Annotated in this window: 23 protein-coding genes, 1 tRNA gene and 1 other RNA gene; 15 read left to right on the top strand and 10 right to left on the bottom strand. The window is 39.6% G+C overall.

Annotated features, from left to right (window positions below; genetic code table 11):
* Together CWC04_RS19705 and CWC04_RS16250 are read left to right on the top strand one after the other, a co-directional pair.
* Positions 1-933, top strand: a 933-nt coding sequence (locus CWC04_RS19705) for a hypothetical protein (RefSeq protein WP_171038590.1), incomplete at its 5' end; no start/stop codon positions are given.
* Between the two features lie 677 nt (positions 934-1,610).
* Positions 1,611-2,192 carry a recombinase family protein gene (locus tag CWC04_RS16250; RefSeq protein WP_138685904.1) on the top strand — a complete coding sequence of 194 codons (582 nt, stop codon included), beginning with the start codon at positions 1,611-1,613 and terminating at the stop codon, positions 2,190-2,192.
* Positions 2,193-2,266: 74 nt separating this feature from the next.
* On the opposite strand, the gene CWC04_RS16245 is transcribed toward CWC04_RS16250, so the two are convergent.
* Entirely contained in the window at positions 2,267-2,836 is a 570-nt protein-coding gene (locus tag CWC04_RS16245; RefSeq protein ID WP_138685903.1) for a hypothetical protein, read from the bottom strand.
* A 423-nt stretch (positions 2,837-3,259) separates the two neighbouring features.
* On the opposite strand from CWC04_RS16245, the gene CWC04_RS16240 reads away from it, so the two are divergent.
* The 5 genes from CWC04_RS16240 to CWC04_RS16220 all read left to right on the top strand — a co-directional run bounded on the left by CWC04_RS16240 (position 3,260) and on the right by CWC04_RS16220 (position 8,833).
* Complete coding sequence (locus tag CWC04_RS16240; RefSeq protein WP_138685902.1) at positions 3,260-4,138, top strand: hypothetical protein; 879 nt, start codon at positions 3,260-3,262, stop codon at positions 4,136-4,138.
* A complete protein-coding gene (locus CWC04_RS16235) occupies positions 4,131-4,517 on the top strand; it encodes a hypothetical protein (RefSeq protein WP_138685901.1) in 387 nt (128 codons plus the stop codon). The genes CWC04_RS16240 and CWC04_RS16235 overlap by 8 nt, the downstream gene beginning before the upstream one ends.
* Positions 4,518-4,573: 56 nt before the next feature.
* Positions 4,574-4,945, top strand: coding sequence for a hypothetical protein (locus tag CWC04_RS16230; protein ID WP_138685900.1), 372 nt, complete (start codon positions 4,574-4,576; stop codon positions 4,943-4,945).
* 348 nt (positions 4,946-5,293) lie between these two features.
* Positions 5,294-5,390, top strand: an RNA gene (gene ffs / locus CWC04_RS16225) — signal recognition particle sRNA small type.
* 683 nt (positions 5,391-6,073) lie between these two features.
* The gene (locus CWC04_RS16220; protein ID WP_138685899.1) at positions 6,074-8,833 is read left to right on the top strand and encodes a response regulator; all 2,760 of its coding nucleotides are present in this window, start codon (positions 6,074-6,076) and stop codon (positions 8,831-8,833) included.
* A gap of 25 nt (positions 8,834-8,858) precedes the next feature.
* Here the strand turns inward: CWC04_RS16220 and CWC04_RS16215 are convergent, their stop codons facing one another.
* Positions 8,859-9,548, bottom strand: coding sequence for a DUF1826 domain-containing protein (locus tag CWC04_RS16215; protein ID WP_138685898.1), 690 nt, complete (start codon positions 9,546-9,548; stop codon positions 8,859-8,861).
* The gene (zigA, locus tag CWC04_RS16210; protein WP_138685897.1) at positions 9,548-10,747 is read right to left on the bottom strand and encodes a zinc metallochaperone GTPase ZigA; all 1,200 of its coding nucleotides are present in this window, start codon (positions 10,745-10,747) and stop codon (positions 9,548-9,550) included. Before zigA ends, CWC04_RS16215 begins: the two co-directional genes overlap by 1 nt.
* 216 nt (positions 10,748-10,963) lie before the next feature.
* On the opposite strand from zigA, the gene CWC04_RS16205 reads away from it, so the two are divergent.
* The 6 genes from CWC04_RS16205 (at position 10,964) to CWC04_RS16185 (ending at position 14,862) form a co-directional block, all read left to right on the top strand.
* Positions 10,964-12,049, top strand: coding sequence for an alkene reductase (locus CWC04_RS16205; RefSeq protein WP_138685896.1), 1,086 nt, complete (start codon positions 10,964-10,966; stop codon positions 12,047-12,049).
* A 180-nt stretch (positions 12,050-12,229) separates the two neighbouring features.
* Positions 12,230-12,463: a hypothetical protein gene (locus CWC04_RS20090; RefSeq protein WP_502705341.1), complete on the top strand. Its 234-nt coding sequence runs from the start codon at positions 12,230-12,232 to the stop codon at positions 12,461-12,463.
* A 15-nt stretch (positions 12,464-12,478) separates the two neighbouring features.
* The gene (locus CWC04_RS16200) at positions 12,479-13,309 is read left to right on the top strand and encodes an RDD family protein (RefSeq protein WP_502705340.1); all 831 of its coding nucleotides are present in this window, start codon (positions 12,479-12,481) and stop codon (positions 13,307-13,309) included.
* 83 nt (positions 13,310-13,392) lie between these two features.
* Positions 13,393-13,644, top strand: coding sequence for a type II toxin-antitoxin system Phd/YefM family antitoxin (locus CWC04_RS16195; RefSeq protein WP_004586953.1), 252 nt, complete (start codon positions 13,393-13,395; stop codon positions 13,642-13,644).
* Positions 13,634-13,924 (top strand): type II toxin-antitoxin system RelE family toxin, encoded by a 291-nt coding sequence (locus CWC04_RS16190; RefSeq protein ID WP_138685895.1) that lies wholly within the window; start codon positions 13,634-13,636, stop codon positions 13,922-13,924. The genes CWC04_RS16195 and CWC04_RS16190 overlap by 11 nt, the downstream gene beginning before the upstream one ends.
* 86 nt (positions 13,925-14,010) lie before the next feature.
* Positions 14,011-14,862 carry an alpha/beta hydrolase gene (locus CWC04_RS16185; RefSeq protein ID WP_138685894.1) on the top strand — a complete coding sequence of 284 codons (852 nt, stop codon included), beginning with the start codon at positions 14,011-14,013 and terminating at the stop codon, positions 14,860-14,862.
* A 31-nt stretch (positions 14,863-14,893) separates the two neighbouring features.
* Here the strand turns inward: CWC04_RS16185 and CWC04_RS16180 are convergent, their stop codons facing one another.
* The 6 genes from CWC04_RS16180 to miaB form a co-directional block, all read right to left on the bottom strand.
* Entirely contained in the window at positions 14,894-15,703 is an 810-nt protein-coding gene (locus CWC04_RS16180) for a hypothetical protein (protein WP_138685893.1), read from the bottom strand.
* A gap of 81 nt (positions 15,704-15,784) precedes the next feature.
* The gene (lnt, locus tag CWC04_RS16175; protein WP_171038589.1) at positions 15,785-17,344 is read right to left on the bottom strand and encodes an apolipoprotein N-acyltransferase; all 1,560 of its coding nucleotides are present in this window, start codon (positions 17,342-17,344) and stop codon (positions 15,785-15,787) included.
* Positions 17,325-18,209, bottom strand: a complete 885-nt coding sequence (gene corC, locus CWC04_RS16170; protein WP_004589463.1) for a CNNM family magnesium/cobalt transport protein CorC — start codon at positions 18,207-18,209, stop codon at positions 17,325-17,327. The genes lnt and corC overlap by 20 nt, the downstream gene beginning before the upstream one ends.
* A gap of 22 nt (positions 18,210-18,231) precedes the next feature.
* On the bottom strand, positions 18,232-18,690 hold the full coding sequence (ybeY, locus tag CWC04_RS16165; RefSeq protein ID WP_138685891.1) for an rRNA maturation RNase YbeY: 459 nt from the start codon (positions 18,688-18,690) through the stop codon (positions 18,232-18,234).
* 4 nt (positions 18,691-18,694) lie between these two features.
* The gene (locus tag CWC04_RS16160; protein ID WP_004589461.1) at positions 18,695-19,753 is read right to left on the bottom strand and encodes a PhoH family protein; all 1,059 of its coding nucleotides are present in this window, start codon (positions 19,751-19,753) and stop codon (positions 18,695-18,697) included.
* A gap of 57 nt (positions 19,754-19,810) precedes the next feature.
* Complete coding sequence (miaB, locus tag CWC04_RS16155) at positions 19,811-21,259, bottom strand: tRNA (N6-isopentenyl adenosine(37)-C2)-methylthiotransferase MiaB (protein ID WP_029774570.1); 1,449 nt, start codon at positions 21,257-21,259, stop codon at positions 19,811-19,813.
* 244 nt (positions 21,260-21,503) lie between these two features.
* Here miaB and CWC04_RS16150 point away from each other — a divergent pair, with 244 nt between their 5' ends.
* Both CWC04_RS16150 and CWC04_RS16145 read left to right on the top strand, forming a co-directional pair.
* The gene (locus CWC04_RS16150; RefSeq protein ID WP_171038591.1) at positions 21,504-22,685 is read left to right on the top strand and encodes an FAD-dependent monooxygenase; all 1,182 of its coding nucleotides are present in this window, start codon (positions 21,504-21,506) and stop codon (positions 22,683-22,685) included.
* A 155-nt stretch (positions 22,686-22,840) separates the two neighbouring features.
* A complete protein-coding gene (locus CWC04_RS16145; protein ID WP_138685889.1) occupies positions 22,841-24,430 on the top strand; it encodes a putative bifunctional diguanylate cyclase/phosphodiesterase in 1,590 nt (529 codons plus the stop codon).
* Positions 24,431-24,434: 4 nt separating this feature from the next.
* Here CWC04_RS16145 and CWC04_RS16140 read toward each other — a convergent pair.
* A tRNA-Gln gene (locus CWC04_RS16140) sits at positions 24,435-24,509 on the bottom strand.
* Between the last annotated feature and the right edge of the window lie 117 nt (positions 24,510-24,626).

The raw sequence follows: 24,626 nt of genomic DNA, 5'->3' as shown, positions 1-24,626 counted from the left end.
GATGAACTTGATGAACTTGATATAGATGAGGATATTGCTCATTTAAGTAAAATATACATGGGAAAGAATCTATTCAGTGCTCCCAAATTCAAGAAGGAAATTTTAGAAAAACGTATTAAGATTGAAATTGAAAAATTAGATACCGCAGATTTATCAAAGGATGATTTTGACAAGGAGGAAAAGAAAATTGTTGAAAGATTAACTAAGCAGATAAATATAGAGTTACCTAAACGCTATATGGAACATAAGTTGTGCTATTTCTCTGACACGGGTCAAGAGTTCTTATTCCAAAGTGTTATTTCAGGAAAAACAACAGCGGAAGCGTATAACCTTTTAAGTGAAGATGAAACAGAAAGAAGTTATATAGAAGGCGTCATTAGAGCAGGAGAGTACGACATTAATGCGGATAAGTTTATTGAGCTAGCTAAAGGGAGGAGTCATTGGCAGAGTATGGATATCTTAAAAAGCATAGTTGCACAAGTTAATACAGAAAAAAGTACTTCTCAAAATCCTGCTTTATCAAGGGAAATAATTGCACTATCAGCCTCTGGTTTTTTTGGTAAGAGTTATATTGAATTTTACTGCAAAGGCAGCATAAAAGATCTGCTATCTAAACTTGCTAGAAGTGTCAAATATGTTCTTGCAGAAGATAAACTATCAGAATTAGAGAGTTCACTAACAGCTATAGAATCTCAGAAACGAGATAAGAAGTTAGGCATACTTGAAAATACTAAAACATTAATTGCAGATGAAAACGGAGATATGCTTTGCTATAAAAAAATTGCTACTGAGTTATTAAGTCATAATCCAGATCTAAAACCAAAAGATCTCAAAGGCGCTCTACTTGGCATTAAACAATGTAATGGTAACGAAATTCAAGATACTACTATCAGGCAGTTCATCTCAAATTTTAGAAATAAAATCAATAAATGATTCGTTATATTTGTAACGTTTTTTTTGTTCATGCGTATCAAAGATTATAGGAATCTTTTTTGTTCTTCTTGTTGTTAAGTGTATCATTATTTGAAGTAACAACGTTCAATAAGATTCCCTGTAATACTTTCTAAGAGCCTTATTAATTTTTCCTCGTATGAGTGTAAGGTGGCAGTTTAAGATGTCTGTAGAGCCTTACAGGATAGTATTTTACGTGTTATTGAGGTGTTCAGTACTTTGTATAATTAAATACAAACTCATGGTTAGTTTTATACATTATTGCAAAGGGTTAATTACTAAGAACGCCTATTTGGCAATACTAATACATTAGACTAAATTAAATTATTTTCTTTCTACTTATAGTCTCTGTACACCCACATTATATCCTTAACGATAGCTTATTAATTGATAAAACTTTCTAATAACAGTTAGTTGCCTTTATCATCATAGTATATTAATTAAAACTACACTAAGTGAGGGAGTATGCTGGTGGTGTCTTACCATACTCTCATGTTATTTATTTATGAATAAGCTAGCTTACCCAGTATCAAAGACGGTCAATTTAGATGCCAATTTTATCATGCTTAAACTGGTATCTAAATGTATGGTGTTGACATTTGATACTGGTATCTGTAGGTTTGTTGGTTTTAGATACTAGTAACCAGAGGGAATGGATTTTGAGTAGATTGTTTTCATACACAAGGGTCAGTACTACAGACCAAACTACTAATAACCAAGATTTATCTATAAAGAATGCTGGATTTAAGATTGAACCTAATCGTGCAATATCTGAAACTATCAGTGGAAGTGTTCAAGCTATGAAGCGACCTAAGTTCGCCAAATTGATTGATCGGCTAGAACTAAATGATACTTTAGTTGTTTCTAAACTTGACCGATTAGGTCGAGATAATATAGATGTCCAACAAACAATAACTATGCTGCAAAAGATGGGTGTTAAGGTTATATCACTTGATCTACCATCAAACGATCTAACGACCTCGGAGGGTAAACTCATTTTACAAATGTTTGCTGTCTTTGCTGAATTTGAGCGAAATAGAATTAGAGAGCGCACAAAGGAGGGGTTAGCTAGAGCAAAAGCCAAAGGAGTTACATTAGGGCGCAAAAAGGTATCTCAAGAACTTATAGCCAAGATTCAAGAATTGAAAGCACAATCCTTCTCGCAATCTAAAGTAGTTGAGGCTTTAAAAGGGACTGAATTTCAAACATCAATAGCAACAGTTAAGCGTAATTGGCGGTAGTGTTTTGTTGTCTGAAAGCTTGGTTGACTATGCAACCAAGCAGTTTGTTAATGACAACAAGCTTAGAGGGTTTATTATTTTACTTCTTCGATTTTCGACTTTGCTTTTAATATAAGGTTTTTGATATTAACTAAATCCTCGATATTAAAATAAGCGGCTACAGAGCCAATTCTACCACTACTAACAGCAGCCATAACTTTCTTACCTGAGCTGAAAGTTGAAATTTCCAAATCGCCTTTAGTTTTGTAATCAGCTTGAAAGTCTTCTAGCTGAGTAACATCAGCTTTTACTTTAGATATGTACTCTATACCTTCAATTAATGAATCAATTTCATCATAATCAATGAAAGAAGTATGCTGCTTATCATAACGACCATCTTCTTTAAATGTTTCAATTGTTATACCGTATTCTTTTGTTCCATCAGTAACGTTAGTAAACTCTTTAGTCTGAACATTTACTGAGGTGTTATATAAGCCACTTTCTGTTCCAATCTTTTGGAAACCACGGATCATCACAACACCCGTTTTTGCACTGAATTGTTCCAACTTTGTTTTTGCTTCGGGAACGGAATCTTTAAGGTTTGCAGCATTTGATGCAGGGATAAAAAAAGCAGATAGGGCTAACGCTAGAATGGTTTTTTTCATGTATCTTCCTTGACTAGTAATGTATTTAAAACGGTCTGTATTATTAACTATTTTTTACGTATTTAAAAGCTGAAAATGTTTCTCTCGGTTTAAGCTAGTTGGCTTTGGTATTCATGCAGTCACAAACTATCTTTAATAACAGTGTACAAAGGAAGGAGATGTTTATGAATAAAACCGATGGGGTAGGGGGTTATTAAAAGGGGGGGTAACCTTCTACACTCCCAAACTTAATTTTTAGGATTCTGAAGAAGTACTTGGTAGTTTTTTTTTTGAAAAATTTTAAGAAAGCTTTATGGCTTCATTTGCAATAATAAAACTGGAATAACTTTAGCTGTTAAAATTGATTGGTTAATCTTTTGTTCATGATCTTGTAAGCATTTCATTTTGAAGTTAATCTGATGGCGTGAATGAAGGAGAATTCCAATGTCTGTAAGTTACTCTATTCGTATTGATTTTGACAAGAAACAAGAAAAACCAGAACGGGTATTTCATGCAATGGCCCTATATGTTGAAGGCTTTAATGAATTACAAAAATCTTTTGTGAAAGGATATGGAGATGATATTGAATTTTCATCATGCCTAGGGGCTACCAGAGAAGGTTCATGCATAGCAGACGTTTTTCATAGGATAAAGGATAAAGTCAGAGGGGTGGGTCTTGAGAGTATTTTTAATGGCATTTACTCAGGGGTTCGCTCTGAAATCGCTGCTGCTCAAAAAATTGATTCTGAAGCAGATGTAAGAGCTTTTGCAAATAGTGTTTGTAAATCTGTAGCAGCAAACGATCCTGAATATACCAATTATACCTGTTTGAATGACCCTCATCTATATGATGTTGCTAATGCTCTTCATAAAATCCACAAAGCAAGACAAAGCCTTTCTGAAAAAGACCTAGTTCAATATGGCAGAGGATTAGATTTTGATTTTATTAGTGAGTCATTTTCATGCCCTCGTGATGCAGATCAAATATTTGAAGATAAAGTCGAAAACTTTCCATCTAATGAAATCTTTATTGTCAGGCGACCGTCGTATGTAGAGGATTTGAAGTGGGAGTTTGAGTGTAATAGAAGAAAGAACAAAAAGCTTAGTGCAAAAATGCTCGATTCTAAATGGTTATTAAAGTGGTTAAATCATGAGGAAGAGATGTGGCCCGGAGATGCATTATACGTAAAAGTTAGAACCAAGCGAAAAACAAATGCGATGAAAAAGGCAAAGGACAGATATGAAAGCGAAATCATAGAAGTAATACGTGTTATTCCTCAAAATGAAGTTGAGCAGTTTACTCTGGATTTTGAAAATGATTAGAAGCTATGATGGTGCGAAGAAAGAGGCTATATTTATAGTACTACCTCTTTTGGTGTTGTTTATTATAAAGTTGCTCAATGATGATCTTTCATCGTATATAAGATTGTCTGATTTTTCTTTAGCAACTTCAATAATGTATGGGCAGCTTTTAGCAAAAACATTAGAAGTACCTGATAAAAATAAAAAAATATCACGGTTCAGTACTTATCAAGTATATATATTTGCCTTTTCTATTATCTCGATTGTTATGTATATATGCTTTCAACTTAACACGGCAATTGATACATTTTACTATTGGATTCAAATAGCTGTATTTTTCATCGGAATTATTTTTTATATTCCTTTATCCACTTTGATGGATGATTTAAAAAAAGATTAGAAACTCTTTAGAGTTCGTTACTAACAAATTAACGTAGATTTACTAAATGAGGTTACATGACTAATAATTATGATAGGGGCGCTCATGTCGTCTGGAAAAATAGCGAAGAGGGCGAGCAGTTTGCTGAAGACGCTCAGATAGCTAAAGAGTTAGAGTGGGCTGATGAGACTGAAACCGCCTCTACAGCATACCAAGGTGTGCCTAAGGGTTATAAACAAAGTCAGGAACATATAGATAAGGCTGCTGAAGCAAGAGTAAAAAGCCTTTTAATTAAAGGAGGCCCTAGCTCAAGTGAGTTAATTGATAGCCAGCTTTTAGAAGTGGAAAGTTTAATTTTACGGGGAACGGGTAAAGTAGCCGCCTGCGATCAAGTCGGGTTAAATTACAGTACTTATAAAAGTAGAAAAAGGAAAGAAAGAAATAGTTAGAACGTGTCATATGTAATATAGCCATACACTTCCTCTTGGCAGTCCTACTAATCTTTTCTCTCATCCCCTGACACTGGTGGAGGTTCTATTTCAATGCTTCTTAGCGGGCTGCTGAGGGCTTTTGAGTAGAGCTTTTTCTGAGGTTCTTTGTGCCAATAAACTTACGATTATAAACTTAATTTTTCCGAGTACATTTATCGTAAGCAATGCTTTATCGGTGGTACACATTGGTGGTACAATGTACACTTAAATTGAAGATTTACTTAAACGATTATAATGAGAGATTAGAGGGATATCTAAAGTAGAGATAATCCTTCCCGCGCCAACCAAGGCCCTCAATGGTAGTCTTATTGGTCCTCTCGCAACACTAGCAGGCGAACCTGGTCAGGCCCGGAAGGGAGCAGCCACAGTTTGTGACGTGTGTGCCGAGATGTGGCTGGTAAGACTGCCACCCAAATTCCTCATTTGGGTGAAAATACATTCCTTTTAAATTATTCCTTAGTAACACCGTTAAATATTTGGTATCACGAGTGTCGATTTTCCACTATTACCGCTCTACCTCATTTTTACATTAACACTGTTTTTATTATTGTCGTTTACTGCACTAGCAGATGAAACAATCACTATTTATGTAAAAAATCAAATCACTTATTTAGCAACGCCAAAGCAAAACTCACATCTACTGAGCTTGGCAATAAATTACTGTCACTCAACGTTTCAACAGTAATACTTATTGTAGATTATTGCGCAGCTCCAGAAGCGTTAGCTAATGCCTATTTAGCAATCGCAAATGCTAAGCCTATGCTTAAGGATATTAAGTTACACTTAAGTGGCAGTCATAAAAAGAGTAAGTGTAAAATACATAACACGCTTTTTGAGTGCGTTCACAAGTCTAAATTGCTAAATATTTAGCACGCCCTATAACCTGCCTTCTAAGTGGACGGCTATTTGCACACCTTTCTTTTTAAATTATTTAGTTAGCTGCGGCTATTCATTTTTTGACAGGGGGTAATGTTTATCTGTTCCTGTTTTATTGCTGCTAGACAACCCTTGCCTTGTACGTAATAATGTAAAAATTACATTAATTTTAACATGTAAAGTGTTAACAAAGTGCCCCAAGGTTGATTAATGCCGCAAAGAAGTAAGTGGACACTCGCTGTTTTATTAGGGTTATTAGGCGGGTTAGTAAATCTCTCGCCATTGTATTTTTTCGACAGCTCCGAATTTTTGTTTGGGCAATTGTTTGTTTTATGCAGCTTAGTATTTACTGGGCTGCGTTACGCGTGCCTAAGCCTTGCCATTGTTTCTGGTTTTTTACTTTATAGGTGGGGCCATTGTTGGCCGAGTATTGTGTATTTACTCGAGCTTTGTTGGCTTTATGCTTTTTGCTTACGCCGCTCTAAACCTATTCTTCCTCTGGGTAGCGTATTTTGGCTATGTATTGGTTTACCCTTTGTATGGGTTATAGGCCAATTTGTTATTGGCTTGGCCTGGTTAACGCTAATAGTAGCGATATCAAAGTACTTAATTAACGCGCTAATAAGTTTGGCGGTGGTTGATTTAGTTAGTGTATTTGTACCTTACGCTAGCCGTGCGTATCAGGGGAGGCCACTGGCAAAAATTTTAAGCTATGTGGTTAGTGTCATTATTATTTTAGTGGTATTGCTAACCAGTGTAATTTTAGTAAACGATCATCATGCGCGCTTAGAGTATGAAGTAAACGCTCAACTAAAAGAAAAAGCCGAGTCTATTAGCACGCAATTAAATGATTATTTAGCATTTCATAAAAACGCCATTGTTATGAGTAGCGACGCAATAAGTGCGGGCACTGCAAGCGATGTGCAACTCAAACGATTAATGTCGTTATTTCCAGGCTTTACCACCAGCTTGTATGCAAACCCAGATGGCTTTGTAGAGCTTAGCTCGCCCAGCGATTTAATAGAGGGGCTTAGCCTTGCGCAGCGCAGTGTTAAAGACCGAGCATACTTTACCCAAGCTCAGCAGTTCCCTCTGGGCTATACCAGTGGCGTGTTTCAAGGTCGCGGCCTAGGTAACGAGGCCATTGTGGCGCTGTCGGCACCTATATACCGTAACAATACGTTTTATGGTGTGGTAGAGGGCTCGTTAAAGTTAGACCGCTTAGAGCGGTTTATACCTAACTTATTTGAGTACACGGGCGATTTAGTGGTGCTAGATGCGCAGCAAAAAGTGGTATTTAGCTCCCTTGATGAATTTAAAATACTGAGCCATTTTAACGGTGAGGGCTTTAATACCAGTAATTTAGGAGATAAAAACCTATTTCGCTCAAGCAAAAACGAGGTGTACCACAGCTCTAGGTACATTGACCCACAAAACCACTGGCAAGTTATTACCTTTTATAATCGTAAACATTTAAGTATGGCGGTGGCAAAAGCTTGGCTACCCACTATTTTGTTAAGTGCGCTATTGATGCTTATGGTGGTTATTTTTATACACCAACTTGCTAATTTATTAGTGCAGCCAATCACTAGCTTAACGACGCTAATGCAAAGCTTTGGTAAAACCAAAACACATAAGTTTAATACAGACTCAAGCTGGCATGAGGTATTGCAACTGCAACAGCAATTTGAATTACTAGCTAATGCGCTGCAGCGTTCAATAGAAAACCTACAAGCCTCTAATATCAGAAACCAAGGGTTAAATACCCAGCTGAGCGAATTTAATCAGCAGCTAGAGGGCAAAGTAGCAGAGCAAACCACCGAGCTTAAAAAAGCGGTAAATAGGGCTAATTTAGCCAATGTTGCTAAATCGCAATTTTTAGCCAATATGAGCCACGAGCTACGCACCCCTATGAACGGTATTTTAGGCATGGGTGAGGTTTTATTGCGCGATAATTCATTAACCGATGAGCAGCGAGAGCTGTTAAATACGCAGCAAAAAAGCGCACAAAATTTACTGAAAATTTTAAACGATATTTTAGATTTTTCTAAAATAGAAGCTAACGCCATGGAAATTAGCCCTCGGGCGACTAACCTTGCGCCGTTTATTGCCAATATAAAGTCGTTGTTTTCTCCCATTGTAAGTTCTGATCACGTCGAGTTTATTGTTAGTCAAAGCGACAGGCTGCCAGATTGCGTAAAAGTAGACGACCTACGTTTAAACCAAGTCATTATTAACTTGCTCTCTAATGCATATAAGTTTACCGAGCGTGGTTTTGTGCGCTTATCGTTTGATTACGAAAACGAGCAACTTTTAATAAGCGTAGCCGATAGCGGCATTGGTATTGAAAAAGATCAGCAGTCGTTGTTATTTAGTGAGTTTACGCAAGCAGATGTAGGTGTGGCACGTAAGTATGGTGGCACAGGGTTAGGTTTAGCAATTAGCCAAGGGTTAATTAAAAAAATGCAGGGTGAAATTACCCTCAACAGCGAACCAGGCAAAGGCAGCGTACTTAAATTTTACGTAAGTGCACCTAAAGCACAATCCAACAAACCAGAGCCCGTTAAACAGGCGAAGTCGTTGCCTAATTTAAGCGATAAAACACTTTTACTGGTTGAAGATAACCCCATTAACCGCCAAGTAATTGCAAAAATGCTAGAGCCTACAAAGGTAAACTTAGTGATGGCAACCGATGGCATAGAAGCGCTAAAAGTACTTGAAGGTAATCGCTTTGATTTAATTTTAATGGATTGCCAAATGCCTAATATGGATGGCTACGAGTGCACCCAAACAATACGGGCTAACGAGGTAAACACAAAGGCACATGTGCCCATTGTTGCTATTACCGCAAACGCCTATGAAGATGATAAGCAGCGCTGTTTAAGTGTAGGCATGGATGACTTTGTTTCTAAACCGGTAAATACACAAGGGTTGTACGAAGTAATCACGAGGGTGATAAACGTGCATTAGTGCAGCGTTTATCACCACAACAATTTTAAATAAAATCAAGGGTGAGCAACAAGCGTTGTTCGTTTTCAGCCACCGGTGGCGAGCGATGTACAAGCCCTGCGCCTTCGTTTTCATCCCAGTACTCACCTTTAAGCAGGGCAACATCCCCTTGATTTAGCTGATTAATATTATTTAGGCTTTTAAATAAGCCAGACTCTTCATCGGGCTTACCTAAATTACCAGTTCCAAGCTTTGAGCGCTCTACATCGCTGTGATTTAACCACTGCGTTGCAACGCCTTGGTAAGTAGTCACTAATCGGCACGGAATTTTGTCTACATGAAAACGCGGGCACATAGGTTTATCTAATATTTTTAGCCTTAAACCGGCGCGTTTTAAATCAAATAGGCAGCAAAACATTTCAACTAATAATGCTATGTCTTTACACAGCGCATGAGTTTCATCGCGGTTATTATCATCTGGTTTAAGTGCAGTAACTAACTTATCAAACGCATCATCGGGAGATACCGCAAGCTCAAGTGGTTTTATGGCATTAGTGCTAATGAGTGTATTAACGGCATTTGTTAATGCTTGTTCAAGGTCTCTTTGCCAAATAACGATGTTAGTGTTTTGGTCATAAATGTGTGGCAATATATTGGCGTTACTGTCTTTAGCTGCTCTTCGGTGGAGTTGCTCAGTGGGTTTTATTTGTGCCGTTATTGGAGCTAGGGCATTCATTACACTTCCTCCCAAATAGGAAACGGGTCGTTATAGGTTTTCCAAAAAACTTTACCTTTAAGCACGGCTTCTTCTGGCAATAGGCAGTCATCAAGCGCCTCAATCATGGCTTGTTTATTTAACGACTGACCAATAAATACAAGTTCTTGACGCATATCACCAAAGGGCTCTACCCATTTACTGTTTATATCAGCAAGTAGCTCGGGATCTGTGGGCCAGTCTTTTTTAGGAATTGCTTTATAAAACATGCCAGCAAACCCGTAATGAGCTATACCGCCGGCTTGGCTCCACTGCGCGCAAAATAAAGGGCGCGTTGCGAGCCAAAAATACCCTTTAGAGCGAATGAGCTTGCCAAATTGCTCGGTGTTGTGCAAAAAGTGATAAAACTTTTCAGGGTTAAATGGGCGGCGCGCCTTATAATTAAAGCTGCTAATACCATACTCTTCGGTCTCGGGGATGTGTTCACCACGCATTTCTTTAAGCCAACCCGGCGCTTGTTGGGCGCGTGCAAAATTAAATAAGCCCGTGTTGAGCACTTCGTTAATATTAATATTGCCGTTTGATATAGGAATCATTTTAGCTTGAGTATTAAGCGTATTTAAAATAGCAATAAGCTTATTGAGCTGTTCATTGGTGACTAAATCAGTTTTGCTAATTAAAATAACGTCGGCAAATTCAACTTGATCAACAAGTAGGTCAGCCACGCTTCGCTCGTCGTCTTCTCCTAACGATTCGCCAGTATCTTGTAAATCGTTTGCTTGTTCGTAGTCGGTTAAAAAGTTAACCGCATCAACCACGGTTACCATGGTATCGAGGGTGGCAACATCACCAAGAGAAACACCGTTTTCGTCGGCAAAAGTAAATGTTTCGGCAACCGGTAGGGGTTCTGAAATGCCTGTTGATTCAATGACGAGATAATCAAAACGGCCATCTTTGGCAAGTTTACCCACTTCAACAAGTAAATCTTCTCGTAGGGTGCAGCAAATACAGCCGTTGCTCATTTCGACGAGTTTTTCGTTGCTGTGATTGAGCGACACATCGTTTTTAATTGTGGCTGCATCTATGTTTATCTCGCTCATATCGTTGACAATAACAGCCACTTTTTTTCCTTGTCGGTTATTAAGAATATGGCTAAGTACGGTTGTTTTACCAGCGCCTAAAAAGCCTGATAACACTGTGACGGACAGTTTATTTATCATTTAATTTTACTTATTAATAGGTATTTATTGGTATGTTATATTGTATCAATTAAATTTTCTAGCACTAGCATCACTTTTTAAATAGTTTGTATGTAATGCTCAGCAGAAGAATAAGTAGACACTTTTGCAAATACAACAAAGCTATTTTGTGTTTTTTGCTATTTTTGAATTTATATAGCTGCGCTATTATGAGCGCCATCAAACTTAGGAGGCATTATGACGTTACTTTTCTCACCCATAGAACTTGCAGGTAAAACTTTAAAAAACCGTATTGTTATGCCACCAATGACTCGCTCGCGCTCAACGCAGCCTGGCGACATTGCCAATGATTTAATGGCCACTTATTATGCGCAGCGAGCAAGTGCTGGGTTAATAGTAAGCGAAGGCACACAAATAAGTGAGCTGGGTAAAGGCTATGCCTGGACACCAGGTATTTACACAAACGAGCAAGTAGCAGGTTGGCGCACGGTAACCAACAAAGTGCACGATGCTGGTGGCGTTATGTTTGCGCAGCTTTGGCATGTAGGGCGCGTAACTCACAGCGATAACACAGGCGGTGTGCAGCCTATATCCGCATCGGCCATTGCTGCAAAAGACGTAAAAGTATTTGTAGATACTAACGGCGAACCTGGCTTTGTTGAGACTCAGTTACCGCGTGAAATGAGCAAGCAAGATATTGAAAATGTACTAGGCGAATTTCGCCAAGCGGCTAAAAATGCAGTAGACGCAGGCTTTGACGGCATAGAGCTACACGCCGCTAACGGGTATTTAATTAACCAATTTTTAGACTCGCAATCAAATGCCCGTACTGATGAATATGGCGGCAGTGTGCAAAATCGTTTGCGTTTTTTAACAGAGGTTGTAAATACAGTAAGCGATGAAATTGGTAGTCAAAAAGTAGGTGTAAGGCTTGCACCACTTACCACGCTTAACGGCACGGTTGATGATAACCCAGAGCAAACATATTTAGCCGTTGCTCAAGCACTAAACGACGCTGGCGTGGGCTACATGCACATTGCTGAAGCCGACTGGGATGATGCCCCTTTAATGAGCGTTGAATTTAAACAGGCTATTCGTAAAGCGTACAGCGGCGTATTAATTTATGCAGGTAAGTACACTAAAGAACGTGCCGATGAAGCCCTAGCACAAGGCTGGGCCGACATGATTGGCTTTGGTCGCCCGTTTGTGTCTAACCCAGATTTACCTGCACGTTTAGAGCAAGGTAAACCGCTAAATAGCCACAACCCCGACACCTTATTTGGTGGCGCAGAGCAAGGCTATACCGATTACCCAACCGCTTAATTATTTATAAATAAAGTATTTTAAGGGCTGCATGTATGCAGCCCTTTTTTTATGCTGGTAAATCAGTAGCTTTAACTTGGGCTAATACCAATCAGCAAAATAGATCACTTAATTAAGCGGATTGATATAAAAATAAAAAGCGCGTAAGTTAAATAGCTTACCCATTTTAAAAACATAAAAATGAAAACCAAAGAGATAGAGCAACTCGCGTTATCAGGCTCTGAAACCAAAGACGTGATCACCCCGTATGCCTTTAAAATTGACCAAGCGTTATTAGGTATTCCATTAGCGAGCCCAATTAAACGTGCATTGGCGATGACTATTGATGTCACTTTAATATTTATGGCCGCTAAGCTAAGCGCCACTTTAATTGCCTTTGTGGCTGCAATGGCTTTTTATAAAGGCACTGCGTAGCAATATCTTCCAAAAATGTCGTCGTTTTGGCGCAGAGCCTTAAAGCTTTTTGCCGCAAGTTTTTTATTTGTAAGTTCATTAACCGTACTCTCGTTAGCGATTGATTTTTTTGAAGGCGATACCGCTATACAAACACCTCAAATAGAAAAAACACAGCAAAACGATGAGCTAAGCGAGCATGATAAAGCAATAATACGCACCTATTTAACGCAAACAGACGATAAAAACTGTGATGATGCTTGTCAAAGCGTTGCTCGAGCTAATTTAGTTGGCCAATTACCAGCGCTTGCTGAAATGCAAAACGTAGGAGGGATTGAAGTTACGCGCACATTATTGCACTTAATGGCTATAGCTGATGATGAGCCTGTTGCGGTAGATGATTTTAAAAATAATGAGACAGAGCGAGAAAGCATTTCGGGCGAAGTAACTCATAAAAGCAATATCACTGAAAAAGCTGAAACTAAAAGCGCACAAACCAAACCTGTCACCAGTATTTTGCAGTGGGGTAAAGGCATTATTCAAGACCTAGGCCTTGGTTTTGGTTGGGCAGCGGTATACTTTACGTTGTTCTCATTATTATGGCGCGGACAAACACCAGGTAAAAAAGTATGTAATATTCGGGTGGTCTCACTAAATGGCGAGCCACTAGGTATGCTTGATTGTTTTGGCAGATACGGTGGATACGGCGCCGGTTTTGCAACAGGTTTATTAGGCTTCTTACAAGTGTACTGGGACCCAAACAGGCAAGCTATTCAAGATAAAATATCAGCGACTGTGGTTATTCAGGGCAGTGTGAACCAGGTTGTAAATGCACAAACGGTACAAGAGACTTTAAAAACTACTTAGAAAATAAGCAATTATAAAATATATAGCTTTAGATAAAAAAAGGGCTAAAATAAGGTCTTAATTTAGTTCTTTATAGGTGTTATATGAGACAGGTTTTAGCTGATTGTTCGGCAAGTATTTCAGAACTTAAAAAAAACCCAACCGCGCTTTTAAATGAAGCTGATGGCGCTGCAATAGCCATATTAAATCATAATAAGCCTGCAGCTTACTTGGTGCCTGCACAAATGTATGAGCAACTTATGGAACAATTGGATGATTATGAACTAACTAAAGTTGTTGAGAGCCGCAGAGGCGATTTATCTCAAGCGGTTGAAGTTAGTATAGATGACTTATAAGTTAAAGTTTTTACCAGCAGCCTTAAAAGAGTGGGAAAAACTTGCGCCACCACTTAAAAGCCAGTTTAAAAAGAAACTTGCTGAGCGCTTAGATAATCCGCATGTCCTAGCCTCTAAATTACGCGGCTTTGATAATGTTTATAAAATAAAATTGCGTACGGCAGGGTACCGCCTTGCTTACGAAGTTATTGATGACGAAGTTGTGGTGTATGTACTCGCAATTGGTAAACGCGATAAAGATGCAATATATAAAAAGTTAGCCTCAAGAGCTAAGGAATAGCTTATCAATAAAAGCGGTGTTTTGATTGTTGAAAGAAGGGCGGGCGTTTCTTCTTGGTTAGCTATTAATTTAATACAAGGATATGTATGAAAGTCTTATCAATAATATTTTTATATTTATTTTTTACAATAAATGTAAATGCCTCAGAGCCTATTACTTTAGCCAAAACCTATCAGCTTAAGTCTGTTATTTTAAATGAACAACGCAGTTTTAGCGTTTATTTACCGCCAAGCTACAATGAAAACCCCAATCAGTTATACCCAGTTATTTACTTGCTCGATGGTGACCAAACACATCTAAAAGCCGTAGCCGGGCTAGTAGAGGCACTTAGTACTCAGCGGCTAGAGCAGCAAATACAACAAGCAATTATAGTAGCCATTCCTAATAGTCAAAATGCGATAAGAGAGCGGGATTTTACCCCAACTAATGTTGATTGGACATTTAACGGTAAACTTCTAGAAAAGTTTGAAAATATTGGCAACGCCGCAAATTACAGTGCCTTTTTTGAAAAAGAACTTATCCCACTCATTAATAAAAATTATCGAACATCAACTAAACGCGTATTAATAGGTGAATCCTTCGGTGGCTTGTTTGCCAGTTATGTGTTGCTTTCTAACCATACGCTATTTACAGATTACTTAATTATTGATGCGACTTACCTTTGGGATAATAACTTCCTAAACCGTTATTTTGATGAAAAGCAACTAATAAATAAGCAGCTTAAAGGCAATGTCTATTTTACTTTTGCAAATAATGACGAAGCGTTTGGCGAAATTGGTAAAGCAAATTATCAATGGGGTGTAGCGTTTGCTAAAAGGTTAAAAGCGCACCCAAGCGATAATCTAATTATTAATCAACGTTACTTTAAAGATGAAATTCATGGCACAGTCGCTGCGCTTAGTTGGTATTATGGGTTAAAAAGCTTAATGACATTATAGAATGACTCGATTCTTTTAGTTTTGTACTTAGTTATTTGTTGCGAGTGTTTTTAAGCTCATCAAGAGTTTCATTAAATTCGCTTTTATCCACACTTTTTTCTATAAAAGACTTGATATATTTATGGGTTTCATCAGTAAAGTCTTTCTTTTCATCTTCATTTATATAAAAAGATGGGAATTCTAAGGCGCATTCAAAAGTGCTTTTTGCTAACTCTAAATATTTCTTAAGCTGTTCAGCAGTTGTTATAACTTCTAGGTTTTTGAGCCCTAATAGTTTTGGTAGTTGCAGATCATCCATTGTTACTTGAAAGTTACTTCCTTTTTTTAAAACTGCCTGTAAGTTTTCAGTATCTGACCTCATCTCATTTATAAATTTATTAAGTGATTCAGGTTGCAGTTCTAATAAGAAAATGTCATCAGAAGCCTTTTGTTCATGAATATACTCGGCAAGGGAGTTTGAAAAAATAAAGTTAAATAACTTGTAGGGATTTATTTTTAACTCTTCACGATCACAATAATCTATAAACATATTTAGTATAACGGAGTGTGTGTTAATCGCGTTATTTTTCAAAATAAGCTTGCTATCTTTTTGTTGGTGATAGAGGGTTAATAGAACCGCTAATATAGAAAAATAACTAAGTATTGGGCCAAATAGCCCACCCAAGAAGCTCCCTAAATTTGACCATGTTGAAGTCGTTCCACCTAACCCAAGGCCAAAAGTGTTGTTCCAAGCGCCTAACAAAATAAGCAATATTATTATTGGAACTACAAAAGCTAACGAAAATAGATACTTCAACCGGTTAGTCATTTTATTACTTGTATTATTAGATTGGCCGAGCATTAAGTTAATCCTTTAATAAGAACCGAAAAGCAATATTACGGAATTTTTAAATATCGAGTTAATTAGTAAAAGTGAAAAGGATTAGCTTTGATTTACTTTAAACCTAACCCCAAACCCGACAACCCCCATCAACAACACAACCCCCCACACAAAGATGTTTCCGTATTGGCTGTACACGCTGTCGCCTTGTATAAGCTTTATATCGGCTTTCATGGTCGCAGCTTCAAACTGTGGCATGGTTTGTTGTGTGTGGCTTAGTGGGTCGTATACGGCGCTTACGCCATTGTTGGTAACACGTACCAGCGGGCGTTGTAACTCTAATGCGCGCATGCGGGCTATTTGCATGTGTTGTAATGGCCCAATGGAGTCGCCAAACCACGCGTCGTTACTTACGGTAAACAGCAAGTCAGAGTCGCTTTGGTAATTACCGCGTACTAAATCGGCAAATACTATTTCGTAGCAAATGGCAGGTAGCAGGTTAAAGCCATTGGCGCGTAGGTTGTTTTGCACTCTATCGCCACGGGTAAACGATGACATAGGTAAATCAAACAATGGCGCTATAGGGCGCAGTACATCCTGAAATGGTACAAATTCGCCGATAGGTAACAACTGGTGTTTACGGTAGCGGTTTTTGTCTAGGTAGCGGTAATGGCCGTGCTCGTCGTTGTGTTCTTTATTACCTACCACAATAAGGGTGTTGTAAATGGTTTTGGTGTCGAGCTGGTAGTCAACAATACCGGTAACTAATGCGGTTTTATTAAACGAGGCCGCGCTGTCTAAATTGGCTAAGTAAGTGTCGGCAAGGGCTTCTATTTCGGGCACGGCGGCTTCGGGCCATACCACTAGGTCAGCATCCCAGTGTGGGCGCGTTAGGTCTTGGTACTTGCTCATGGTGGTCCAAAACTCACTGGGTTCAAATCGCAGGTGTTGTTTAATATTACCTTGCACCAATAAGGTCGACATTTCTTTGCCAGAGTAGTGATTATTACCGGTATTTAATGCACCAATAATAAGTAACGCTAAAGCGGCTGCGCTTATTAATGGGGTTTTAAAATCTTTTTTGGTGAGCCTGTAAAGGGCAAAACCAATGGCAACACAGGTAAGCGTTAAGCCAAATTCGCCAATATAAGGGGCAAGCAGCCTAAGCGGGCCATCTGTTTGTGTATAGCCAAAACTTAGCCACGGAAAGCCGGTCAGTAAGTGTCCACGTAAGTATTCACTAATGGCTATGGTGGCAATTAGAAGTGCCCCCATGCTTTTAGGGCCACTTGCAAAGCGAGTTGCAGCCCAAAACGCCAGCGCCGGAAACAGGGCTAAATATGAGCACAGTAAAGCCATTAACGAGAGCGATGCTATAAGCGGCATGCCGCCAAAGGTGGCAATAGATACATGCACCCAGCTAATACCCGCGCCAAACCAACCTAAGCCAAATATAAAGCCATATTTAGCGGCGCTTTTTGCGTGCGCTTTGCCTGTGTTGTTTGGGTTAATACAAAAAATAATGGCGGCAATGCTAAAAAATGCGATGGGCCAAATTTGGTAAGGGGCGTAGCCAAAAGTTAAAATAAGGCCCGCAACCAGTGCGAGCCATGCTTTTTTATCTTTTACTAACAGGGTGAGTTTAGTTAGTAGTTTCTTCACTGTCGTTTTCATCAACCTTAGGAACGGTGACTTGCAGTTGTAAAATACGACGGTTATCAGAATTAGTTACTTTAAACTGATAGTCGTCTATTTCAATTGTTTCGCCGCGACTTGGCATATGGCCAAATGCGTGTAGTACCGTGCCGCCAATGGTATCGGCTTCGTCGGTGCTGTAACCTGTTTTAAAGTACTCGTTAAAGTCATCTACAGGGGTGAGCGCTTGTACTACGTATACATGCTTAGCAAGTTGGCGAATATCTTGTTGATCTTCTTCTTCGTCGTGTTCATCTTCGATTTCACCGACAATTATTTCAAGAATATCTTCAATGGTGACAAGTCCCGATACACCGCCGTATTCGTCAATGACAATAGCCATGTGGTAGCGTTGCTGACGAAATTCATTTAGTAGGGTGTCTACGCGCTTGCTTTCTGGCACTACCATGGCTGGGCGTAAATATTCGCGCAGTGAGGGTAGGTGCTCATCTTTATTTAAAATAAGCGGCAGCAAGTCTTTTGCGAGCAAAATACCTTCAACGTGGTCTTTGTCTTCACACACCACCGGAAAACGCGAGTGGGTGGAGTCGACCATCATGGGGATCAAATCTTCAAGGGGGCTGTCGACCTCAAGTGTGACCATTTGTGAACGCGGGATCATTATATCGCGCACTTTAAGCTTGGATACACCAAGCACACCTTCGATCATTTCTTTGGTTTCTGGGTCGATTACGTCACGCTCTTGCGCGTCGGCAATTACTTCAACCAGCTCTTCTCTATTCTGGGGTTCCCCTTGCAACATTTGGGCTATGCGGCCCATCCACGTTTTGCCAGAAGAACCCTGGCTAGATTGCGAGTTATCGTCGCTCATTGCGTCTAAATGCTCCGTTAATTTAAATTTCGTCCCGGTATGGGTCAGCTATGTTTAGCTCTGCAAGTAATTGCTTTTCTATGCTTTCCATCTCAAAAGCGTCTTCACTCTTTATATGGTCAAATCCAAGTAAATGCAAGCATCCATGAATAACCATATGGGCAAAGTGGTCATGAAATGACTTTTCTTGCTCGATTGCCTCGGCCAATACAATGGCTGGGCAAATTATTAAATCACCTACTAATGGCAAATCAATGCCTGGCGGTGCTTCAAATTCGAACGACAACACGTTGGTTGGTTTATTTTTACTACGGTAGTCGTTGTTTAATTGTTGTGATTGGGCTTCATCGCTTATAACGATGCTCAGCTCAGACTCATCACGAAACTTGCTCAGGGCTTTATCGGCCCACAGTGCAAATTGTTCTTCGCTTGGGAGGTTGTCAAACTCACACGCTATTTGTAAATCTAATTCGGTGCTCACGGTATTACTCTTTAGTAGAAGGCGGCTGTTGAGCGGCAAGTTGCTCTTTGGCTTTTTGTTTTTCTATACGCTTTAGTCGCTCGCTTTCGTCATTGCGCTCGTAGGCTTCGACAATACGGCCAACTACTGGGTGGCGAACAATGTCGTGCGATTGGAAAAAGTTAAAGCTAATTTCTTCAACATCGCTAAGTACTTCTATTGCATGGCGAAGGCCTGAGCGCGCACCGCGTGGTAAATCAACTTGTGTTATATCGCCCGTTATTACTGCTTTAGAGTTAAAGCCTATACGGGTTAAAAACATTTTCATTTGCTCGGCGGTGGTATTTTGGCTTTCATCTAAAATAATAAACGCATCATTTAGTGTACGGCCACGCATGTAAGCAAGTGGGGCAATTTCAATAATGTGTTTTTCAATAAGTTTTTCTACTTTTTCAAAGCCAAGCATTTCAAATAGCGCGTCGTAAAGAGGGCGCAGGTATGGGTCTACCTTTTGGCTTAAATCGCCTGGTAAAAAACCCAGTTTTTCGCCGGCTTCTACCGCTGGGCGGGTAAGTAATATACGACGAATTTCTTGGCGCTCTAGGGCATCTACTGCGGCTGCAACTGCTAGGTAGGTTTTACCTGTACCGGCAGGGCCAATACCAAAGGTAATGTCGTGATGCAAAATATTAGCAACATACAAACCTTGGTTATCGTTACGCGGTTTAATTACGCCACGGCGGGTTTTAATAAACATTTCTTTGCCGTACGCACTTTGCGGCACTTCTTGTTCTAGGGCTTTTGATTCGGTAATGGCTAAATGTACGTTGTCGGGCTCTATTTCACCAATTTCGCCACGAACAGGTTGAGTATCAACATAAAGGTTTTTTAAAATGTCTACGGCCGCGGCACTTGAGTGCAGTTTACCTGTTACTTTAAAAAAGTTGTCGCGGTGGATTATTTCAACACCTAGGCGGCGTTCAATTTGTTTGATGTTTTCGTCAAACGGGCCACATAAAGAAGAAAGGCGTTTGTTGTCGGCAGGTTCTAAATAAATCTCTAATGTTTTTAACTGATTACTCAAAATTACTTCCTATTCGGGTGCGCCAGTAAGGGTTACTGGCGCAATGAATTTATACAACTACGGTACGAAAGTAGCTACGCCAATTTCGTTGGTTGTATCGATTTTTGGCTCAACGCTTGCAGCTTTTGTTAAAATAGCTGAAGGAGCAATATCACGACGTAAGTTCATTTCTGATTCTGTACGAATTAAATCGCCACGTAAAGAGTTTGGTAACGCTTCGGTAATACGTACATCAACAAACTGGCCGATCACTGTGTGTGGACCAACAAAGTTAACTACACGGTTGTTTTCGGTGCGGCCACGTAATTCCATTGGGTTCTTTTTAGAAGGGCCCTCAACTAAGATACGTTGCTCTGTATCAAACATTTGGCGGCTAATTTGTTGTGCCATTTGTGTAATACGGTTTTGTAGTAGGTATAAGCGCTCTTTTTTCTCTTGCTCTGATACGTCATCAGGTAAGTCGGCGGCAGGCGTACCTGGACGCGCACTGTAAATAAAGCTAAAGCTCATATCAAAGCCAATGTCGTTAATCAGGTTCATAGTGGCTTCAAAGTCTGTTTTGCTTTCACCTGGGAAACCAATAATGAAGTCTGACGACATGCTTAAGTTAGGGCGAATTTTACGCAGCTTACGTATTGTTGATTTGTACTCAAGCGCTGTATGGCCGCGTTTCATTAAATTAAGAATACGGTCTGAACCACTTTGCACAGGTAGGTGTAAGTGATCAACAAGCTCTGGTACATCAGCGTACGCATCAATAATATCTGGCGTAAACTCTACCGGGTGCGAGGTGGTGTAACGAATACGGTCAATGCCATCAATCGCTGCTACGTAACGGATTAAATCTGAGAAGTAACAAATTTCGCCATCGTGTGTTTCACCGCGGTATGCGTTTACGTTTTGACCAAGTAGGTTTACTTCACGTACGCCTTGCTCAGCAAGTTGCGCAACTTCTAATAATACGTCATCTAATGGGCGGCTAACTTCTTCACCACGGGTGTAAGGTACAACACAAAAAGTACAGTACTTAGAACAACCTTCCATTATTGATACAAATGCAGACGGGCCTTCAGCTTTTGGCTCTGGTAATCGGTCAAACTTTTCAATTTCTGGGAACGAAATATCAACCACCGATGAGCCTTTGTCGCCTTGCACTTGTTTAATCATTTCTGGTAAACGGTGCAATGTTTGTGGGCCAAAAATAACATCAACAAACGGTGCACGCTGGCGAATAGAGTCACCTTCTTGTGAGGCAACACAACCACCTACACCAATAATTAAATCTGGCTTGTCGTCTTTTAATAACTTCCAGCGACCTAATTGGTGAAATACTTTTTCTTGCGCTTTTTCACGAATTGAACAGGTGTTAAGTAAAATAACGTCGGCGTCTGCTGCTTCTTCCGTTAGCTGGTAGCCGTTGGTTGCATCTAAAAGATCAGCCATCTTCTGAGAGTCGTACTCGTTCATCTGACAACCCCAAGTTTTGATATGCAGCTTTTTGCTCATTGAAATATAGCCTCGTGTTCAATTCGGTAGTGGCACAAAAATGTGCTTAAAACGGGATTAAGGAGCAAGGTTGCTCACTTAAAGGACGCGTATTTTAGCTGGATACCCGCCCAGATCCAAGTATAGTTTTCATGTTTGTGATCTCAAATCAATACACAGGCAGTTTAATAGCGTGATAGTTATATACTCTCGCACTAATGCGGCGAGTTACGGTACAATCAAAACAGTTTCACGTATTAACCAAATGATGAAAAACATGACTCAAAACAAAGTGATTGTTGTAGGCGCAGGGATGGTCGGTGCGGCCATGGCCATAAAGCTTGCACAGCAAGGAAAATCAGTACAAATAATAGAAAAAAAACTGATTAACGCCGATGCCATTTTAGCAAGTGATCAGGTAGATATACGGGTATCGGCTATTAACCGTTTTTCAGAAAACCTGCTGGACGAGCTAGGGGCTATGCCTATTTTAAGGCAAAACCGATTAGCACCTTACACGCAGTTAGAAGCATTTGAGCGCGGTGGCGACAACCTATTATTTGATTGCGCCGATATTAATACTTCGCACTTAGGTCATTTAATTGAAAACAATTTAATACAAGCAAGCCTTTGGCAGCAGTTTGCACATTATAATATTGAGGTTATTGAACAATCAGCACCTTTAAGTGCTATTGAGCAAGATACAACGTCAATCACCCTCATTTATGGCGATACCCGTTACACTGCTGATTTAGTTATTGCAGCCGATGGCGGGCAATCGCAGCTACGTGCCAAGGCAAATATTGGTGTAACAGGGTGGCAGTATCAGCAGCACTGCATGGGCGTACTAATAAAGCTAGATGCGCCGCAGCAAGTAAAAACGTGGCAACAATTTACCCCTACAGGCCCGTTAGCCTTTTTACCTATGCAGGCGCCATACGCTAATTTAATTTGGTACGACAGCGCCAATACCTTACAAAACTTTAAAGGGTTAACGGCTGATCAAATAAAAGCGCATGTTTTAAATAAGTTTCCGCTTCTTGCAGGGGATTTTGAGGTACAAAGCCATGCGGTATTTCCGCTTACCCGTCAGCATGCAAATAATTACTCTAATGGGCGTTTGGTGTTAGTGGGCGATGCGGCTCACACAATTAACCCACTGGCCGGGCAAGGCGTTAATTTAGGCTTTCAAGATGTGGTGGCACTCGCACAGGCGCTTGAAGACGCTGATGATATTGGTTGTCCGCTAAAACTAAAAGAATACGAGCGAAGCCGCCGTAAAGCCAACCTATTAATGATGAGCATGATGGATGCGTGTTACTTTGGTTTTTCTAATCAAATTACGCCACTAAAATGGGCACGCAGCCAGTTTTTAAAAATGGCTAACAATACCGGTCCGTTAAAAAACTGGGTATTAAAATACGCCATTAGTGGGGAGCTTAATTAAATCCGCTTAAGTGATTGGCTAAATTAATAAATGCACGGCCAATCACTCCCTTTCTTATGCCACTTGGCACCTGCATAGTTGTCACTATTAATTTATTCCGTTATTGCGTTTTTTTGCCATACTCAAACTACTAACCAATTAAAAGTTGTGTGTTTGTGGATAATTTTTTTATTTTTATACTCATTGTCGGCGCTTTGCTATTAACGCTGAGCATTGTGCCAACAATAAAAATTTGTAAAAAAACTAACCGTGTTTCCTGGATTTTGCTACTGGCGCTTATTTTTAGCTTTATAGTGGGTTATTGGTATGTACTTTATTATTTTGTAAATAACGATATAGCCGGATTTATTGCTATGAGCGTATCGCTAATTTTATTTGGCGGGGGCGCTTTTGTTTATTTAGTTATTCAGCTCAGTTATAAAAGTATTTTAAAAATAGACAGCTATGCAAAACGTCAACGAACCCTTGCCGAAAACGACAGCTTAACTGGCCTCCCTAATCGAAAAAAGTTTTTTCAGGTGCTTAACAAACAAGTTAAGTACGAGCCTTCGTTTTATTTAATGCTTATAGATTTAAACCGCTTTAAATCGATTAATGACTCATACGGCAATAAAGTAGGGGATATGCTGTTAAGCATTTTTTCAAAAACTCTCAGCCATAATATTGTGGGAATAGCCAAGCTGTACCGTTTAGGCGGCGATGAATTTGCACTTATTGTTGATAACTCAGCCAATGAGGCAATTAATTTATGTATTGAAGCAATAAAAAAATCAACCAAACACCCATTTCATATTTACGAGCATAGTTTACGTGTACACGTGACTGTGGGAATAACAACCTTTGCGAATCACTCGTCGCACGCTAATGAGCTATTAAAGCAAGCAGACTTAGCACTGCATGAGGCTAAAGACACACAGCAACTGTATGTACATTACTTTGAGGCGCTGAGCACCCGAGCAAATGAGCTTTCAAATATGACCTCACGTATTAAGCACGCCATTAAAAACCACGAATTTGAGCTTTATTTACAGCCTATTTTTGATGCCAGAGCCGATGAAGTACATGGAGCAGAGGCGTTAATACGCTGGCCGCAAAGTGATGGCTCTTTTATTAGCCCCGAGGTATTTATTGGCATTGCTGAGCAAAGTGGGTTGATATTAAATATTTCTAAATGGGTGCTACTAGAAACAATAAAGCATTTAAAGGTGTTAAAAGCAGCTGGGTTTATAGGTTCGTTGCATGTAAACCTTTCTACTAAAGATTTAGAAAGCCCGGAGTTTTATGAGTTTGTTGAAGAATTAGTAAAGCATGACCCAACGCTAAGCGACGCAATTATTTTTGAAATAACCGAATGCGCCATGATGACAAACCTAGAAGCTGCCCGCACAATGATGCAAAAACTAAATAGCAGAGGGTTTGAATTTAGTGTAGATGATTTTGGTACGGGTTTTTCTTCTTTGGTATTACTGCGAGAATTACCTATAAGCCAAATAAAAATAGATCAATCATTTATAAAAGACATGCTGACTCAAATAGCAGATTACGCGATTGTTGAATCGACATTGTTTTTAGCGACGCGACTTAATTGTAAAGTGGTGGCAGAGGGAATAGAAGATAACGATCTTAAACAAACGTTAACGCTAATGGATTGTGATTATTTGCAAGGGTATTATTTTAGCAAGCCAGTAAACATTAATGAGTTTATACACAAATATGCTAATGAGGAAGAGTACAGGATAATATAGAAATTGGCTGGGATACCAGGATTTGAACCTGGGAATGCCAGGATCAAAACCTGGTGCCTTACCGCTTGGCGATATCCCAACGCTAAATTTGGAATAGTTTTAGTTCTAGATAAGAACATGGTGCGGAAGGAGAGACTTGAACTCTCACATCCTAAGATACTGGAACCTAAATCCAGCGCGTCTACCAAATCACCCA

Origin of the sequence: Pseudoalteromonas sp. S2893 (assembly GCF_005887105.1) — a bacterium.
Classification (GTDB): Bacteria; Pseudomonadota; Gammaproteobacteria; order Enterobacterales; family Alteromonadaceae; genus Pseudoalteromonas; species Pseudoalteromonas atlantica.
The sequence above is the reverse complement of the archived record's forward strand: the minus strand, read 5'-3'. Positions and strand labels throughout refer to the sequence as shown.

Bases quoted from the DNA above. Each gene is read 5' to 3' on its own strand.
- CWC04_RS16180 (WP_138685893.1), bottom strand. From the start codon at position 15,703: ATGCTCGGCCAATCTAATAATACAAGTAATAAAATGACTAACCGGTTG.
- CWC04_RS16205 (WP_138685896.1), top strand. From the start codon at position 10,964: ATGACGTTACTTTTCTCACCCATAGAACTTGCAGGTAAAACTTTAAAA.
- CWC04_RS16240 (WP_138685902.1), top strand. From the start codon at position 3,260: ATGTCTGTAAGTTACTCTATTCGTATTGATTTTGACAAGAAACAAGAA.
- CWC04_RS16200 (WP_502705340.1), top strand. From the start codon at position 12,479: ATGTCGTCGTTTTGGCGCAGAGCCTTAAAGCTTTTTGCCGCAAGTTTT.
- CWC04_RS16220 (WP_138685899.1), top strand. From the start codon at position 6,074: ATGCCGCAAAGAAGTAAGTGGACACTCGCTGTTTTATTAGGGTTATTA.
- CWC04_RS16185 (WP_138685894.1), top strand. From the start codon at position 14,011: ATGAAAGTCTTATCAATAATATTTTTATATTTATTTTTTACAATAAAT.
- CWC04_RS16215 (WP_138685898.1), bottom strand. From the start codon at position 9,548: ATGAATGCCCTAGCTCCAATAACGGCACAAATAAAACCCACTGAGCAA.
- CWC04_RS16195 (WP_004586953.1), top strand. From the start codon at position 13,393: ATGAGACAGGTTTTAGCTGATTGTTCGGCAAGTATTTCAGAACTTAAA.
- CWC04_RS16230 (WP_138685900.1), top strand. From the start codon at position 4,574: ATGACTAATAATTATGATAGGGGCGCTCATGTCGTCTGGAAAAATAGC.
- CWC04_RS16190 (WP_138685895.1), top strand. From the start codon at position 13,634: ATGACTTATAAGTTAAAGTTTTTACCAGCAGCCTTAAAAGAGTGGGAA.
- CWC04_RS16150 (WP_171038591.1), top strand. From the start codon at position 21,504: ATGATGAAAAACATGACTCAAAACAAAGTGATTGTTGTAGGCGCAGGG.
- corC (WP_004589463.1), bottom strand. From the start codon at position 18,209: ATGAGCGACGATAACTCGCAATCTAGCCAGGGTTCTTCTGGCAAAACG.
- CWC04_RS16235 (WP_138685901.1), top strand. From the start codon at position 4,131: ATGATTAGAAGCTATGATGGTGCGAAGAAAGAGGCTATATTTATAGTA.
- CWC04_RS20090 (WP_502705341.1), top strand. From the start codon at position 12,230: ATGAAAACCAAAGAGATAGAGCAACTCGCGTTATCAGGCTCTGAAACC.
- CWC04_RS16245 (WP_138685903.1), bottom strand. From the start codon at position 2,836: ATGAAAAAAACCATTCTAGCGTTAGCCCTATCTGCTTTTTTTATCCCT.
- miaB (WP_029774570.1), bottom strand. From the start codon at position 21,259: ATGAGCAAAAAGCTGCATATCAAAACTTGGGGTTGTCAGATGAACGAG.
- zigA (WP_138685897.1), bottom strand. From the start codon at position 10,747: ATGATAAATAAACTGTCCGTCACAGTGTTATCAGGCTTTTTAGGCGCT.